This is a genomic window from Klebsiella michiganensis, from assembly GCF_002925905.1.
GTDB lineage: Bacteria > Pseudomonadota > Gammaproteobacteria > Enterobacterales > Enterobacteriaceae > Klebsiella > Klebsiella michiganensis.
The window spans coordinates 35,310-51,362 of sequence record NZ_PRDB01000006.1; the positions used below are offsets into that span (position 1 = coordinate 35,310).

Annotated in this window: 16 protein-coding genes and 3 tRNA genes; 4 read left to right on the plus strand and 15 right to left on the minus strand. The window is 54.8% G+C overall.

Annotation, left to right across the window (positions count from 1 at the left end; translation table 11 throughout):
• Nucleotides 1-7: 7 nt before the first annotated feature.
• The 10 genes from cydB to mdtK all read right to left on the minus strand — a co-directional run bounded on the left by cydB (nucleotide 8) and on the right by mdtK (nucleotide 6,961).
• A complete protein-coding gene (gene cydB / locus CDA56_RS14365) occupies nucleotides 8-1,018 on the minus strand; it encodes a cytochrome d ubiquinol oxidase subunit II (protein WP_103814335.1) in 1,011 nt (336 codons plus the stop codon).
• Nucleotides 1,018-2,421, minus strand: a complete 1,404-nt coding sequence (locus CDA56_RS14370) for a cytochrome ubiquinol oxidase subunit I (protein WP_025105843.1) — start codon at nucleotides 2,419-2,421, stop codon at nucleotides 1,018-1,020. Before CDA56_RS14370 ends, cydB begins: the two co-directional genes overlap by 1 nt.
• Nucleotides 2,422-2,482: 61 nt before the next feature.
• On the minus strand, nucleotides 2,483-3,364 hold the full coding sequence (locus CDA56_RS14375) for a manganese catalase family protein (protein ID WP_075594675.1): 882 nt from the start codon (nucleotides 3,362-3,364) through the stop codon (nucleotides 2,483-2,485).
• Nucleotides 3,365-3,383: 19 nt separating this feature from the next.
• On the minus strand, nucleotides 3,384-3,890 hold the full coding sequence (locus tag CDA56_RS14380) for a ferritin-like domain-containing protein (protein WP_009653688.1): 507 nt from the start codon (nucleotides 3,888-3,890) through the stop codon (nucleotides 3,384-3,386).
• A gap of 32 nt (nucleotides 3,891-3,922) precedes the next feature.
• Nucleotides 3,923-4,420, minus strand: a complete 498-nt coding sequence (locus CDA56_RS14385; RefSeq protein ID WP_014229611.1) for a YciE/YciF ferroxidase family protein — start codon at nucleotides 4,418-4,420, stop codon at nucleotides 3,923-3,925.
• Between the two features lie 88 nt (nucleotides 4,421-4,508).
• Nucleotides 4,509-4,694, minus strand: coding sequence for a con-10 family general stress protein (locus CDA56_RS14390; RefSeq protein WP_004136767.1), 186 nt, complete (start codon nucleotides 4,692-4,694; stop codon nucleotides 4,509-4,511).
• Nucleotides 4,695-5,138: 444 nt separating this feature from the next.
• Nucleotides 5,139-5,215, minus strand: a tRNA-Val gene (locus tag CDA56_RS14395).
• A 4-nt stretch (nucleotides 5,216-5,219) separates the two neighbouring features.
• A tRNA-Val gene (locus CDA56_RS14400) sits at nucleotides 5,220-5,296 on the minus strand.
• Nucleotides 5,297-5,300: 4 nt separating this feature from the next.
• Nucleotides 5,301-5,377, minus strand: a tRNA-Val gene (locus tag CDA56_RS14405).
• Nucleotides 5,378-5,587: 210 nt separating this feature from the next.
• Nucleotides 5,588-6,961, minus strand: a complete 1,374-nt coding sequence (gene mdtK / locus CDA56_RS14410; RefSeq protein WP_049080104.1) for an MdtK family multidrug efflux MATE transporter — start codon at nucleotides 6,959-6,961, stop codon at nucleotides 5,588-5,590.
• A gap of 229 nt (nucleotides 6,962-7,190) precedes the next feature.
• On the opposite strand from mdtK, the gene CDA56_RS14415 reads away from it, so the two are divergent.
• Nucleotides 7,191-7,826, plus strand: a complete 636-nt coding sequence (locus CDA56_RS14415; protein ID WP_004851490.1) for a riboflavin synthase — start codon at nucleotides 7,191-7,193, stop codon at nucleotides 7,824-7,826.
• Nucleotides 7,827-7,856: 30 nt separating this feature from the next.
• Here the strand turns inward: CDA56_RS14415 and cfa are convergent, their stop codons facing one another.
• The gene (cfa, locus tag CDA56_RS14420; protein ID WP_102803290.1) at nucleotides 7,857-9,005 is read right to left on the minus strand and encodes a cyclopropane fatty acyl phospholipid synthase; all 1,149 of its coding nucleotides are present in this window, start codon (nucleotides 9,003-9,005) and stop codon (nucleotides 7,857-7,859) included.
• 298 nt (nucleotides 9,006-9,303) lie between these two features.
• Complete coding sequence (gene punC, locus CDA56_RS14425) at nucleotides 9,304-10,488, minus strand: purine nucleoside transporter PunC (RefSeq protein ID WP_104011376.1); 1,185 nt, start codon at nucleotides 10,486-10,488, stop codon at nucleotides 9,304-9,306.
• 112 nt (nucleotides 10,489-10,600) lie between these two features.
• Between punC and punR the strand changes: the two genes are divergently transcribed.
• Nucleotides 10,601-11,512: a DNA-binding transcriptional activator PunR gene (gene punR, locus CDA56_RS14430; RefSeq protein ID WP_004851483.1), complete on the plus strand. Its 912-nt coding sequence runs from the start codon at nucleotides 10,601-10,603 to the stop codon at nucleotides 11,510-11,512.
• Between the two features lie 18 nt (nucleotides 11,513-11,530).
• Here punR and purR read toward each other — a convergent pair whose 3' ends face one another.
• Complete coding sequence (gene purR / locus CDA56_RS14435) at nucleotides 11,531-12,556, minus strand: HTH-type transcriptional repressor PurR (RefSeq protein WP_004851481.1); 1,026 nt, start codon at nucleotides 12,554-12,556, stop codon at nucleotides 11,531-11,533.
• Nucleotides 12,557-12,852: 296 nt separating this feature from the next.
• On the opposite strand from purR, the gene cydH reads away from it, so the two are divergent.
• Both cydH and CDA56_RS14445 read left to right on the plus strand, forming a co-directional pair.
• A complete protein-coding gene (gene cydH / locus CDA56_RS14440; protein ID WP_049082851.1) occupies nucleotides 12,853-12,942 on the plus strand; it encodes a cytochrome bd-I oxidase subunit CydH in 90 nt (29 codons plus the stop codon).
• Between the two features lie 164 nt (nucleotides 12,943-13,106).
• A complete protein-coding gene (locus CDA56_RS14445; RefSeq protein ID WP_004851479.1) occupies nucleotides 13,107-14,273 on the plus strand; it encodes an MFS transporter in 1,167 nt (388 codons plus the stop codon).
• Between the two features lie 56 nt (nucleotides 14,274-14,329).
• On the opposite strand, the gene sodB is transcribed toward CDA56_RS14445, so the two are convergent.
• Together sodB and CDA56_RS14455 are read right to left on the minus strand one after the other, a co-directional pair.
• Nucleotides 14,330-14,911, minus strand: coding sequence for a superoxide dismutase [Fe] (gene sodB / locus CDA56_RS14450; protein WP_004851476.1), 582 nt, complete (start codon nucleotides 14,909-14,911; stop codon nucleotides 14,330-14,332).
• A gap of 124 nt (nucleotides 14,912-15,035) precedes the next feature.
• Nucleotides 15,036-15,890, minus strand: a complete 855-nt coding sequence (locus tag CDA56_RS14455) for a C40 family peptidase (protein ID WP_049082853.1) — start codon at nucleotides 15,888-15,890, stop codon at nucleotides 15,036-15,038.
• Between the last annotated feature and the right edge of the window lie 163 nt (nucleotides 15,891-16,053).

Sequence of the window (16,053 nt, forward strand, 5' to 3'; positions counted from 1 at the left end):
GCCCACCTCAGTGATAGCCTTCATTTCCGGAAACTTTGCCGCGGAATACGTAGTAGCTCCATGCGGTGTAAACCAAAATCACCGGAATGATAAGCAGGGTTCCTACCAGCATAAATAGCTGGCTGGCCGGCGGCGCGGAGGCTTCCCACAGCGTGATATGCGGAGGGATGATATTGGGCCACAGACTGATGCCCAGACCGCTGAAGCCGAGAAAAATAAGCCCAAGCGTCAGGAGGAAAGGGCGGGCGTGGCTCGCGGGATGAGCGCTCAGGCGCCAGATCCACAGGCTAAAGACGAGTACCAGAATGGGAACGGGCACAAACCAGTAGAAATTAGGCAGGGTAAACCAGCGTTCAGCAACGGACCGCCAGCCCAGCGGCGTCCAGATGCTGACCACGGCGATAACCGCCATCAGCGCCAGAAGCGTGTGACGGGTCAGCTCACGCATGCGCTGCTGCAGCGCGCCTTCGCTTTTCATGATAAGCCAGGTGGTGCCGAGGAGCGTATAAGCCACCACCAGGCCTAAGCCGCAGAACAGGCTAAAGGGCGTCAGCCAGTCCAGCGCTGAGCCGATGAACCTGCGGTCGGCAACCTCAAAGCCGCTGATGACCGCGCCCACGACTATCCCCTGGCTAAAGGTGGCCAACAACGAGCCGCCCACAAATGAGTAATCCCAGAATTTTTGATGAGAGGGGGTGGCCTTAAAACGAAATTCGAAGGCGACGCCGCGAAAGATCAGGCCAATTAACATGGCGGTGAGCGGAATCGTTAGCGCATCGGTGATGACGGCGTAGGCCAGCGGAAAGGCGCCGAATAGCCCCGCGCCGCCCAGCACAAGCCATGTCTCATTGCCGTCCCACACCGGGGCGACGCTGTTCATCATCACGTCGCGCTCGTTGGCGTTGGGCACAAAGCTGAAGACGATTCCGATGCCGAGATCGAAGCCGTCCATAACGATATACATCAGCGTGGCAAACACTATGATGACAAACCAGATAACGGGGATATCGATGCCCATTAGCGAGTCTCCTCTTCAGGCACGGCCTCTGCGGCGGAAAGGGGGCGAGCCGGCGTACCGGAGGTTGTCGATGTCAATTCGCTGACGGGCTGAGGCCCTTTCTGAATCAGCCGGATAATGTAGTAATAACCTACGCCAAACACCGAACAGTACACCACGATAAAGACCAGCAGGCTGACGATCATTTGCGCTGTGCTGTGGAGAGAGACCGCATCCCGGGTGCGTAATAAACCATAGATGACCCAGGGCTGGCGTCCCGCTTCGGTCGTGATCCAGCCGGCCAGCAGCGCCAGCAGCCCCGCCGGCCCCATCGCCAGCGCAAACCACTGAAAGGCGCGGGAGTGAAAAAGACGCTGCCGGTAGCGGAGCCACAGGCTCCATACGCCGAGGGCAATCATCAACATGCCCATGCCGACCATGATGCGGAAAGACCAGAAGACGATAAGGGAGTTTGGCCGATTCTGCGGCGGAAAATCTTTCAGCGCCGGGACCTGCTTGTTCAGGCTATGGGTGAGGATCAGGCTGCCAAGCGCAGGGATTTCCAGCCCGTATTTGGTGCGTTCTTCATCCATATCGGGCACGCCAAACAGCAGCAGCGGGGTGGCTTCTCCGGGTTTGTTCTCCCAGTGGCCTTCTATGGCAGCGATTTTTGCCGGCTGATGTTCAAGCGTGTTGAGCCCGTGCATATCGCCAACGATAGCCTGGACCGGCGCGACCAGCAGGGCCATCCACATCGCCATGGAAAACATTTTACGTATGGCCGGCGTATCATTGCCCCGCAGAAGATGCCAGGCGGCGGAGGCGCCGACGAACATCGCGCTGCTGAGAAAAGCGGCAATCGCCATATGGGACAGACGATAGGGGAAAGAAGGGTTAAAGATAATCGCCAGCCAGTCCTGGGGAATGACATGACCGTTTTCAATGGTAAAACCCTGCGGCGTCTGCATCCAGCTATTTGACGCGAGGATCCAGAAGGTTGACATCAGCGTGCCCAGCGCCACCATGCAGGTGGTGAAGAAGTGCAGGCCGGGAGGAACTTTGTTCCAGCCAAAGAGCATAACGCCTAAGAAACCGGCTTCGAGAAAAAAGGCGGTGAGCACTTCGTAAAGCAGGAGGGGACCGGTAATACTACCGGCAAACTGTGAGAAACCGCTCCAGTTGGTGCCGAATTGATAAGCCATGACCAGGCCTGAAACCACGCCCATCCCGAAATTAACGGCAAAAATTTTCAGCCAGAAATTATACAATGAGCGCCAGACGTCATCTTTTGTCCGCAGCCACATCCCCTCCAGCACCACCAGATAGCTGGCCAGTCCGATGGTAATCGCCGGAAAAAGGATATGAAAAGAGACGGTAAATGCGAACTGCAGCCGAGCCAGATTAAACGCGTCGAGTTCAAACATATTCCGGACCCCATCACAGAACACCCCCCGAATTGAGCAGGGGGAAGTGATTAACAGCAGGTTATCGAGGACCAGGGCTTTTCTTGCCTGCGCCGAGCTCTGCGCCGGTCAGAGGATCGCCATCCGGGTCGGATTGGGTTCGTTCCGCCATGGCTTTGGCCAGGGCCTTTTGTTTGGCCGTTAGCTTAACGCTGGCGCCACCCTCTCCGCCATCCACTGCAGGCTGTGGATTTGCCACATATTCGAAGTGCCTATCGCTATTCCAGCTACCGCGAATGTCGTCGCCCTCTGACATATTGTAGTAGGTGCTGGCGTATTCAGGGACGGGCGGTAATTTTCCCGGCGGATAGTTATTTCTGATGGACTGGAGCGCTTTTTCGAAAGAGAGCTGATGAGCGGCTTCCCGGGTCATCAGAAAGGCCAGCGCATCCTTCACTCCGGGGTCATCAGTGACGTTGATCAGGCGCTCATAAATGATTTTGGCCCGCGCCTCGGCCGCCACGTTGGAGCGTAAATCCGCGGTTGGCTCACCAATCGTATCAATATAGGCAGCGGTCCAGGGCACCCCGGCGGAGTTGGTCAGCGGCGTGCCTGCGCCATATAGCAAAGAGGTGATATGGCTGTCGTTACCGTTAGCGGTAAGCGAGCGGTACAGGTCGGCTTCGTTTTCCGCGCCTTCCGCCAGGGCGCCTTTGGCCCCTTTATTGAGCATGCCAACCAGCGAGCCGATAATTTCAAGGTGGCTCAGCTCTTCGGTGGCAATGTCCATCAGCATATCTTTACGGCCCGGATCGTCATCGCTCAGGCCCTGAGTAAAATACCGGCATGCGGCGGCCAGTTCGCCCTGGGGACCGCCGAATTGTTCCAGAAGAAGGTTCGCCAGTCCCGGATTCGGCTCGGCGACCCTTACGGTATACTGAAGCTGCTTAACGTGTCGGAACATAGGCTCTTATCCTTATTGCTTATTTTTTCGCTTCAACGCCTTCGGCTTCAGAGCGCAGAAGGAACTCTTCCGTTGTTTGCGGAATATGTTTCAGCAGCCAGTCGGCCATGGCCCGCTCTTCTGCCAGAATCGATTCGATGGCGGGGATTGAGGCGGTGTCGCCGGCTTTATTCGCGGCGGCAAGCAGGGAGGTATAACAGGCAATTTCAAACTGCTCAAATACATAACCGCTAATTGACCCTTTAACGATTTCATCGGAAGGGAACATCCCGCCAATGGATTGGCCCAACGCGGCCATTTTGCTCATGGAATCCTTCAGCACCGAGCGTGATATATTATTACGATCCAGAATCTCTTCCAGTACCGTAATTTGGCGTTTGGTTTCAGTTACGTGCTGTTGAATTCTGCTGCGCAGGTCAGGATAATTATCGATGCGGCTCGCCATGGATTCCAGCATAGATTCTGCCTGCTTTTCCATTGCATGCGCATCGCGTAGCCAGTCGTGATAATGTTCAAGATAATTCATAATCAACTCCTTAATATTGGTTTACCATCTGGCTATTTATTTTGGGCGTCTTTATTAATATTGCCGACCGCCAGGTCAGTTAATTTAAGGTCGGTTGATTTTTCTTCTTCTAACGTTTCCGCTAAAAGTTTAACCGCTTTTTTATAGCCAAGCTGTTCTGCTAAAGTGGCGAGAGTGCCGTAGCTGGCAATTTCATAATGTTCAACCTTTTGCGCAGCGGCAATTAATGCCGCATCCCGCACTTCATTTTTCTCCGTGCTCTCAATAACTTCGTTAGCTTCTTCAATCAGCCCCTCCATCGCCACGCATTTCATCCGTTTAATTTTGATATCAGGCTCTTGCTCGACAATTTGATCGATACGTTCAATTTGCCCCTGAGTCTCCTCCAGGTGGGCCTTGAACGCGGCGCTAAGCTGTTCGCTGGACGCCGCTCTGGCGAGTTTCGCCAGGCCGCGGGTTAATTGTTTTTCTGCGCTATACGTATCCGATAAAAGATGAATAAAAACGTCTTCTATGCTCTTCATATTCATATTAATTACCTTTATAAACGGAGAATAACTGCGAGTCCGCAGACTCGCAGGTTACTCTTTTAGTTACAAGAGAATGAGGCGATTAATATCAGGAATTATCAGATTTACGCCCGCCGCCATGGCTATTTTGGCCGCCTTTCTTACCGGCCTCAGATGCGCGCTGCGGATCGTTTTTAAAGTTACCACCGCTGTGCTGACCGCCTTTACGTCCTGCTTCAGATGCTTTATCACGGTCTTCAGCGAAATTACCGGAACCACCACGATGTTCTGCCATATTTTCATACCTCTGTTGTTGAGTTTATGTCAGGAAGATACGCTTCAGGTACGTATCCGTTGTCGTTCAGAAATTAAATTTAGTCGTTATTTTTGAACAGTCAAACCAGTTTGTGGTGATATTTTTTGAAATACTCTGAATTGCGCTGCTTTTACCGTTTCGCTTGTTTTTAATGAATGTCAGCATAACGGGTTATGATCTAACGAAAGATTTTTATTCGCGAGGGAATATCGGCGGGGCCGCTGCGTTAATAAATGCAGCGTAGACGCGGCGCAGGGCTTTACGTCAATTTACATAAGCGCAGGAAATAAGTTGTCGGGATGGTGAAAGATATTAAGGACACGACCGGGAAAAATCAGAAAATAGCGTATTACCAGTGCTGAGAGTAATTTTCGGATATTTCAATGCGGGAGATAAAAGGCACCAGATCACGAGGCTGTGAAATGGTGCGTCCGAGTGGACTCGAACCACCGACCCCCACCATGTCAAGGTGGTGCTCTAACCAACTGAGCTACGGACGCATTATGGTGCGTTTAATTGGACTCGAACCAACGACCCCCACCATGTCAAGGTGGTGCTCTAACCAACTGAGCTATAAACGCATTATGGTGCGTTCAATTGGACTCGAACCAACGACCCCCACCATGTCAAGGTGGTGCTCTAACCAACTGAGCTATGAACGCAATGTTGCAGTGGCAACGGGGACGCATATTAGCGGGAGGGAGGGGTTGTGGCAAGAGGCAAACGTCACTTTTCTTCCAGATTTCTCACGATCGCAGAAGTTTTATCCATATTGGTTATATTTTACTGATGCAAAAGAATATTTCTTCACCAGCTTGAGAAAACGGCGCTGAATCAGCGCCGTTGGAAAGCGACTTCTCTTCCGCGACGGGCTAGCGCGCCGCGCGTTGTAAAATGACGCTGGAAGGCTGACGCTGCAGGAAACGCATGCGCAGCATCATCATTACGGCGGCGGAGGTGAGGCCAATAATAAAGCCGCACCAGAACCCGGCGGGGCCCATGCGCGGTACCACGATATCGGTCAGCGCCAGCAGGTAGCCGCTCGGCAGTCCCAATACCCAGTAGGCGGTAAAGGTGATAAAGAAGATGGAACGCGTGTCTTTGTAGCCGCGCAGAATCCCGCTGCCGATCACCTGAATGGAGTCGGAAATCTGGTAGATCGCCGCCAGCAGCATCAGCTGGGACGCGAGGGTAACCACCTCGGGATTATCGTTATACAGCAGCGCGATTTGCTTGCGCATCAGAATGGTGAAAACCGCCGTGAAAACGGCCATGCACACCCCGACGCCGACGCCGGTTCTGGCTGAGGTCTGGGCCTCCAGCGTGGAACCCTGCCCGAGACGGAAACCGACGCGAATGGTCACCGCTGCCGCCAGCGAGAGCGGTAAGACGAACATCAGCGAGCTGAAGTTGAGGGCTATCTGATGCCCGGCGACGTCAACGATCCCCAACGGCGAAACCAGCAGCGCCACGACGGCGAAGAGCGTCACTTCGAAAAACAGCGCGAGCGCAATCGGCAGGCCCAGCTGTACCAGACGCTGAATGACGGCGAAATCCGGTTTGCTGAAGCGCTCTGTGCGATGAATATCGCGCATCGAACGCGCGCGGCGCACCCAGAAGAGCATGCTGAAAAACATAACCCAGTAAACCGATGCCGTCGCCACGCCGCAGCCGATACCGCCGAGCTCCGGCATACCAAAGTGGCCGTAGATAAAAATGTAGTTCACCGGAATGTTGACCAGCAGACCGATAAATCCCATTACCATACCCGGCTTGGTTTTCGCCAGGCCTTCACACTGGTTGCGAGCGACCTGAAAGAACAGATAGCCGGGCGCGCCCCACAGCAGCGCCCGCAGGTAGCCGACCGCCTTCTCTGCCATCGCCGGGTCGATGTTATGCATTGAGCTGATAATGTAACCGGCGTTCCACAGCACGACCATCACCAGGAGGGAGACGAAGCCAGCCAGCCAGAACCCCTGGCGTACCTGGTGAGCAATACGCTCGCGACGGCCGGAACCATTCAGTTGGGCAATAACGGGCGTCAGGGCCAGCAGCAGGCCGTGGCCAAAGAGGATCGCCGGTAGCCAGATAGAGGTGCCGATGGCGACGGCCGCCATGTCGGTGGCGCTATAGCCACCCGCCATCACGGTATCGACGAAGCCCATGGCGGTTTGCGCCACCTGGGCGAGTATAACGGGTATAGCCAGTGCTAATAACTGACGCGCTTCAATAAAATACTTCTGCACGTAAACACCTTTATATTGTTGTTATTGGAGGACTAAAAAAGCCGCCATATGTGGCAGCAAGAAGAAAAGCAGAGGGATTTGCCAGACTATTGTAGCGAGGATTAGCCATTTAGCCAGTGAAAAAATTCCACTGCACGTTGTGCGCTGGCAACCTGTTTTGCCACCTGTTATTGTTCGTCATAGCCTAAAACGGTACTGATACCGTCACGAATTTATACAGGAGCAAAATATGTTTACCGGTATTGTGCAGGGGACCGCCAAAGTGGTGGCGATCGATGAAAAACCTAACTTTCGCACCCACGTCGTGGAGCTGCCTGAGCATATGCTGGCGGGGCTCGAAACCGGGGCTTCCGTGGCGCACAACGGCTGCTGCTTGACCGTCACCCATATAGACGGCGCGCGAGTGAGTTTTGACCTGATGAAAGAGACCCTGCGTATAACTAATCTGGGCGAGGTTGGCGAGGGCGACAGCGTTAACGTTGAGCGCGCGGCGAAATTCAGCGATGAAATTGGCGGTCACCTGATGTCCGGCCATATTATGACCACCGCGGAAGTAGTGAAAATTCTCACCTCGGAAAATAACCGCCAGATCTGGTTTAAGGTTCAGGACCCGACGTTGATGAAATATATCCTCTATAAAGGCTATATCGGCGTAGATGGGATTAGCCTCACCGTCGGTGAAGTGACGCCAACCCGCTTTTGCGTTCATTTAATTCCGGAAACGCTGCAGCGCACCACGCTTGGGGTGAAAAAGCTGGGCGATCGGGTGAATATTGAAATCGATCCGCAGACTCAGGCGGTCATCGATACCGTCGAGCGCGTGCTGGCGGCGAAAGAGGCGGCACTGAAAACGGCGGCCGAGTAAAAAATACCCCCGCCGATGCGGGGGATATTTTTAGCGGGCCACGCGCAGGCCGTGTTCGGCCCCGCGAGAAAAAACCACCTGCCAGAGCTGAATATCGCGCGCGCGGAAAGCGCCAGCGCAGGCATTCAGATAATAGCTAAACATACGTTTGAAGCGTTCCGAGTAGTTGTCGGCGATTTCCGGCCAGCTGGCGAGGAAGCGCTCATACCAGGCCATCAGCGTCGTGTCGTAGTCGGCACCAAAATTATGCCAGTCTTCCATAACGAAATGCGATTCGCTGGCTTCGGCAATATGGCGCACCGACGGCAGGCAGCCGTTAGGGAAGATATATTTGTTAATCCACGGGTCAACGCTATGATCGGTTTTTTTCGAACCGATGGTATGCAGCAGGAAACGACCGTCGGGTTTCAGATTACGATCGACCACATCAAAATAGGTGGCGTAATTTTTAGGCCCGACATGTTCGAACATGCCGACGGAAACAATACGATCGAAGCTTTCGTGCAGGTCGCGATAGTCCTGGAGCAGGATGGTAACGTCGAGGTCCGCGCAGCGCTGCTGCGCCATTTTCTGCTGCTCTGCCGAGATGGTCACGCCAACCACGCTGACCTGGTAATGTTTGGCCATGTAGTAAGCCAGCCCGCCCCAGCCGCAGCCGATATCGAGTACCCGCATCCCTGGCTCAAGCTCAAGTTTACGGCAGATCAGATCTAATTTTGCCTGCTGCGCGTCATCGAGAGTCTGCGCGTCTTTCCAGTAAGCGCAAGAGTACTGCATATAGGGGTCGAGCATGCGGCTGAACAGATCGTTACCTAAATCGTAATGCTCTTTACCGACAATCCAGGATCGTTTTTTACTTTGCAGATTGAATAAGCGTGCGCTGGCGATACGCAAGGTATCTTTGAAATGATGGGGAAGCTGATTTTCCAGACCGGCGCGTAAAACTTTATGGAAAAATATATCCAGCCGCTCACAATCCCACCAGCCGTCCATATAGCTCTCGCCTAACCCCAGCGACCCTTCCTGTAAAACGCGCTTAAAAAAGAGAGGGTTTTTAATTCGCAGGTCGGAGGGAGCAGGACCATTAATTTCAATGCCCGCACGGCCTAATAATTCAACTGCAATTCGGTACCAGTCATCATTTGGTACACTTACTTCTTCTATACACGATGAACTCATAGCTTCTCCATCACGCCCAAGTGATCAGAACCTTAAAACAGCGTAGACGCTTTTTTGGCTTTGTGAGAAATCTCACGGATAATCCGTGAGGCTGCTATCCGACGTAGAACAGAGGAAGGGAGATAACCCTTGCCGAAAGGCCTTCCATGGTGAAACGGGATGCATCCTGCTCCCGTTAAAATCAATTAGTTTTCTATTTATGTGACGCCGGATCCAGTATAGGCCGCTAAAAACAGGCTTTCAACAAAAATATCTTAGCAAGCTAACTACTGGATCTTAGCACTATCAGCACATTACCTTAAGCATGTGACGATTTTGTTGCCAGATGCGCGGCTTTGTGCTGCATGCGGTAGCCCATCCCGGCCAGCACGATGGAGACCAGCATCACGCTGGTGGTCGTTTGCAGCGGGGTGGCAATCAGCGTCGAGACCAGCAGGCTGGTAAGGAAACAGAGGCCAAGCTGCAGGGTGTTTTGCAGCGCAGCGGCGCGGCCGGTCGCCTGCGGGAATGGCTTCAGGGCCTGCGCGACGACGATAGGGTAAATACCGCCATTCACCACCGCCATGGCGCAGAACGGAATCATCAAACCAACGAGCGTGGCGTTTTCCCGCAGGCCTACCAGCCAGGTGGCGGCGACGCTGAGGGCGAAAATAGCCAGCAGCCAGGGCAGAATTTGCTGGCCCTGCCATTTTTGCAGCGCCGCGCGGCAGCCATAACCGCCCACCAGAAATGCGATAGTTTGCGGAACGTAGCTCAGGCCGATAACGGTCGGGCCATAGCCCATTTCATGAAGAATAAACGGCGACCCCGTCAGCCAGGCAAAAAAGCTGGCGGAACAGGCGGCGTAGATGAGCACGTTACCGCTATACTCGTGCGAGCGCAGCAGGGTGAGAAACGTGAGCTTCTGCTGGGCGCTGGCAACCGGTTTGTTCGCTGGCTTCAGGCGCAGGGCGGGCAACATCAGCAGCAGGGTAATCGCGAACAGCACGGCAAAAATAGCCTGCCATTCAAAATGGACCAGCAGCCAGCTGCCGAGCAGCGGCGCCAGCGCCGGCGATAAACCGACCAGCGGCATAATGGCGGCGAAAATCCGGTTGGTTCTTTGCGCTGGATAATAATCGGTGACCATCGCCTGCCAGGTCACCGCGGCGGCGCAAACCCCCAGGGCCTGAATAAATCGCAGCGCGAGCATCAGGTTGGCATCGCGAACCCACAGCATCCCCAGACAGCCGATAGCAAAAATGGCCAGCCCGCTCAACAGCACCGGCTTGCGGCCATAGCGATCGGAAAGGGGCCCCCAGAAAAGCTGGCCCAGCGCAAAGCCTGCCAGGAACAGGCTCAGGCTGGCGCTGACGGAGGCCGCAGAAGTGTTCAAATCTTGTTGCATGGCGGCGAAAGCCGGAAGATACATATCGGTCGCCAGAAAGCCCAGTACGCTGAGTCCAGCCAGCCAGACTAAAAATCCTTTCCCAGGTTGTTGCATCATCTTCTCTTTTTATTGTTGCAGGTACGATGGCGCAGAGTGTAGGGAGTGCATTAAGGCTTGTGAAACGCTAATATTTGTCAGGTGAATTCAAAAATTTTGCAGGCAGAAAATGTGGTCCGAATACTCGCTTGAAGTTGTCGATGCTGTCGCCCGTAACGGCAGCTTTAGCGCCGCAGCGCAGGAACTGCACCGCGTACCCTCGGCCGTCAGCTATACCGTGCGTCAGCTGGAGGAGTGGCTGGCGGTACCGCTGTTCGAACGCCGTCATCGTGATGTGGAATTAACGCCGGCCGGCGTCTGGTTTTTACAGGAGGGGCGTTCTGTTATCAAAAAAATGCAGATCACCCGCCAGCAGTGCCAGCAGATAGCGAACGGCTGGCGCGGGCAGCTCTCTATTGCGGTGGATAATATCGTTAAACCCACGCGCATGCGGCAGATGATCGTTGATTTCTATCGTCATTTTGATGACGTCGAACTGATTGTTTTTCAGGAGGTGTTCAACGGCGTCTGGGATGCGCTCGCCGACGGTCGCGTGGAGCTGGCCATCGGCGCGACACGCTCAATTCCGGTAGGGGGCCGCTACGCCTTTCGCGATATGGGAATGCTGAGCTGGGACTGCGTCGTCGCGAGCCACCATCCGCTGGCCAAAATGGCCGGGCCTCTGAGCGATGACGTCCTGCGCAACTGGCCGTCGCTGGTCAGGGAGGATACCTCGCGCTCGCTGCCGAAGCGGACCACCTGGCTGCTGGATAACCAGAAGAGGGTGGTGGTGCCGGACTGGGATGCCTCAGAAACCTGTCTCTCCGCCGGACTGTGCGTCGGTATGGTACCCGGGCATTTAGCGCGCCCGTGGCTTGATAGCGGCGCATGGACGGCGCTGGAGCTGGAGAACCCCTTCCCGGACGCCGCATGCTGCCTGACGTGGCAGCAAAGCGATGCCTCGCCGGCGCTGCTATGGCTGCTGGATTACCTTGGCGATAGCGAAACGCTAAACCGGGAGTGGCTGCGGGCGCCGGAATGACCGACGCCGCGGGAAAGGTTAACGGCGATAATCAACAAACGGGCCATCGGCCACGGAACGGCGCTCGACCAGGCGAGGGTGGACTTCAATCGACTGCGAGATTTCACGCTTATTAACGATGCGGTCCAGCAGCATGTTAAACGCCGCTTCGCCAAGAGAGTCTTTAGGCTGATGAATGGTGGTCAGCGCCGGGCTAAAGTAGCGGGCGTTGCGCACGTTATCATAACCGATCAGCGAAATATCCTGCGGCACGCGCAGACCCATTTCATCCGCCGCGCAGATGGCGCCCATCGCCATAATATCCCCGCCGCAGAAGATGGCCGTTGGGCGAGGGTGCTGGCCGAGAATCTGCTGCATGGCGCGGTAGCCGGATTCCGGCTCAAAATCGCCCTGCACAATCCAGTTTTCCGGAACGCTAATCTGCGCCTCTTCCATCGCTTTCATAAAACCTGCCAGCCGGCCTGCGCCGGTGTTACGCTCCAGCGGGCCGGGGATCACGCCGATATCGCGATGCCCGCGTTCAATAAGGTAGCGCCCGGCGATATAGCCGCCTTCAAAGGCGTTATCGACAACCGAGTCGGTGAAGTCGGCTTTTGCCTCGCCCCAGTCCATCACTACCATCGGAATATGACGATACTCTTCCAGCATGCTTAACACCGACTCCGGATATTCGGAGCACATCACCAGCAGGCCGTCTACGCGTTTCTGCGCCATCATTGACAGATAGGCGCGCTGTTTCTCAGGGTCGTTCCACGCGTTGCCGAGGATCAGGGTGTAGCCCTTCTGGAAGCAGCTCTTCTCGACGGCTTCGATAATCTCAGCGAAATAGGCCGCTTCGCTGCTGGTGGCCAGCAGACCAATAGATTTGGTGTGATTGACCTTCAGGCTGCGGGCAACGGCGCTGGGGGAGTAATGCAGTTCTTTTATTGCCGCCCACACCGCATTGCGCGTCTCTTCCGCAACGAATCGGGTTTTGTTAATCACATGTGACACTGTTGTAGTGGAAACGTTTGCGCGCTTCGCTACATCTTTAATAGTTGCCATTACTTCTCACTCCAGACCTTGACCTGATCGTCTGTTTATCGGTACGTAAACGTTTGCCTGTACACACCCTGGCGCCAAAATTGAGCATGGCATCACGTCGGGAAAACGACACAGAACGACAGGAAGGGGTCAATGGCCGATACGCTTTCAAATTAGCGTGGGATTTTGTCCGATCTTGGGGCAAAGGGGAAGAGCAAAAATGTGCATCACTCTAAATCTCGGAAGATTTTTACGCTATTCTGTGTAAAAATGAGCAAGCTCACTTTTCATGTGGGGATAATCAGGGGGAAAAATTGATGGATACAAATTTAAAGTTTTCGCTGACGACGACGATTATTGTTCTTGGTTTGATTGTTGCCGCAGGTTTGACCGCCGTACTGCACTAATTATGCGATAAGGGAGGGGCCGCTCTCCCTTTCTCTCCGCCATTATTATCATTTTCGCAAAAATCTTTTGCCATTTCGTTCACTTTTGTTTTTCTGTGATTGATGTCATGCTTTTGACTTCTGATGAGATGCCGTCGCGGAAGGCGGCCTGATGGAGTCCCTGCATGAAAATCAATTTTCCCCTGCTCGCGCTGGCGATCGGTGCCTTTGGTATCGGCACAACCGAGTTCTCCCCGATGGGGCTATTACCGGTTATCGCTAAAGGCGTGGACGTTTCGATTCCGGCGGCGGGAATGCTGATTAGCGCCTATGCCATCGGCGTGATGGTCGGCGCGCCGCTGATGACTCTGCTGCTCTCCCACCGCGCGCGCAGAAATGCGCTGATCTTCCTGATGGCGATTTTTACCCTCGGTAACGTACTCTCTTCCATCGCTCCGGATTACACCACGCTGCTGCTGTCGCGCATTATTACCAGCCTTAACCACGGCGCCTTCTTCGGCCTGGGTTCGGTGGTGGCGGCGAGCGTTGTGCCAAAACACAAACAGGCCAGCGCCGTGGCGACGATGTTTATGGGGCTGACGATAGCGAATATCGGCGGCGTTCCCGCGGCGACCTGGCTGGGCGAAACCATCGGCTGGCGGATGTCGTTTCTTGCCACGGCGGGGCTGGGCGTGATTGCGATTATCGGTCTGTGGTTTTCTCTACCGAAGGGCAGCGCCGGCGAGCGCCCTGACGTCAAGCAGGAGCTTTCCGTGCTGATGCGTCCGCAGGTGCTGTCGGCGCTGCTGACGACGGTACTGGGGGCAGGGGCGATGTTCACGCTTTATACCTATATTTCTCCCGTTTTGCATACCATCACCCACGCCTCTCCGCTGTTTGTGACCGCCATGCTGGTGCTGATTGGCGTCGGCTTCTCGCTGGGTAACTACCTTGGCGGTAAGTTTGCCGACCGTTCCGTTAGCGGGACGCTGAAGGGCTTTCTGCTGCTGCTGATGGTTATCATGCTGGCGATCCCGCTGCTGGCGCAATCGCAGGTGGGCGCGGCAATCAGTATGGTGGTCTGGGGCGCGGCGACCTTTGCGGTGGTGCCGCCTTTGCAGATGCGCGTGATGCGCGTCGCCCACGAAGCGCCGGGGCTGTCATCATCGGTCAATATTGGGGCTTTTAACCTCGGAAACGCGCTGGGCGCGGCGGCGGGCGGCGCGGTCATCTCTGGCGGCCTGGGCTATGCCTTTGTCCCGGTGATGGGGGCGATTATCGCAGGCGTGGCGCTACTGCTGGTGCTGTTCAGCGGCCGGGCGCAGCCGGAAGAGGCGTTCGCCAACCGTTAATATTGCGTGAAGTCATACAATAACCGCAGAAGCTGAAAGGCTTCTGCGGTTTGCTTTTATGCAGCCAGATTAGCAGCAACAAACTTCCAGTTTACCAGCGCCCAGAAGTGCTCCAGATAGTTCGGACGGGCGTTACGGTAGTCGATGTAATAAGCGTGTTCCCAGACATCCACGGTCAGCAGCGGAGTCGCGTCGCTGGTCAGCGGCGTACCGGCGTTGCTGGTGGAGACAATGGCCAGGCTACCGTCGGCGTTTTTCACCAGCCAGGTCCAGCCTGCGCCGAAGTTTTTTACCGCTGCGTCGGTGAATTTGGCTTTGAAATCAGCGAAGCTGCCGAAGGACTTAGCGATAGCCGCCGCCAGTTCGCCTTGCGGTTCGCCGCCGGCGTTCGGCGCGAGGCAGTTCCAGTAGAAGGTGTGGTTCCAGACCTGAGCTGCGTTGTTAAAAACGCCGCCATCGGAAGAACGCACGATCTCTTCCAGGGTTTTGCCTTCAAACGGGGTGCCTTTGATCAGGTTATTCAGGTTGGTGACGTAGGCCTGGTGGTGTTTACCGTAGTGGTATTCCAGGGTTTCTGCGGAAATGTGCGGCGCCAGGGCGTCTTTTGCATATGGTAATGCAGGTAATTCGAACGACATTGCTACTCTCCTTTTTATAGTTTGCCTGCGTAATAACCATGTATTACGCAGGGTAATAATAGTAGCAAATTAAAAGATGTGGCAAAAGAGAGAGTTACCCTGCCGCCGCAGCGACAAGGCACAATTAGCGAATGGTTTTCGGCGTCATGACGCGACGCGCGCCAACGTAGTGGCGTACCCAGTAATCGTCGCTTAATGAGGTGATCTGAATATCGCGGCCGGTACGCGGAGACTGGATAAATTTGCCGTTGCCAACGTAAACCCCGACGTGATCGGCAGTGCCGCGCCCGCGGGTGCGGAAGAAGACGAGATCCCCGCTTTGCAGCTCGCCGCGATCCACCGGACGGGCGTCGCGCAGGTGATACATCTCATTGGCGGTGCGCGGAATGTGAATTTTAACCAGGTCCTTATAGGCGTAATAGACCAGACCGCTACAATCAAACCCGGTACGCGGAGAGGTGCCGCCCCAGCGATAGGGTTTGCCAATCTGATCCATCAGCTTGGACATGGCGGTGCTTTGCGCCTTTTGTACCCGAGCTTTATGCGCGTCGGCGATGGTCAGCTGCGGCTCGTCGGCAACCGGTTTGCAGCGGGTTTTATAGCCTTTACGCACCGCGCACTTTTTCTGCACGCTTGCGGTTGCCAGCTTGCTTTCCGCTATCGACCTTGTCGAGCTGGCGCACAGTTTTTTATAGCCTTTGCGCAGAACGCATTTTTTTGTGGCGCTGGCAGTCTGGCGTGACGCGGTTGATTTGCTGCGGCTGGCGGTCGACGTTTTCTTGCTGGGGGTTTTGGCGGTGGTTTTACTTTTAGAACTGGCTGCTTTTTTCTTACGCTCTGCGGTCGTGCCCTTGGCCGGATGCGCTTTTGGCGTGGCCGAAGCGTGCGTATGCCCGGAAGCATGCGCCAGCGGCGTAAGTGAAATAGATGTGAAAAGTAATGCACAGAGCGAAATCGCGATTTTGTTAAGACGCGCCACTGAGCAATCCCCTGATTAAATTACAGACATATACAGATGCCTGACGATGAATGACAAACCGCATCGATTCTAAAGCATAAAATCGTGGAGAGTTACTACTCTTTTGTATCTAACGTCTCGTTTGGTTAACATTTGCAAAAAAATGCTTCCGTCAGCGGTACCC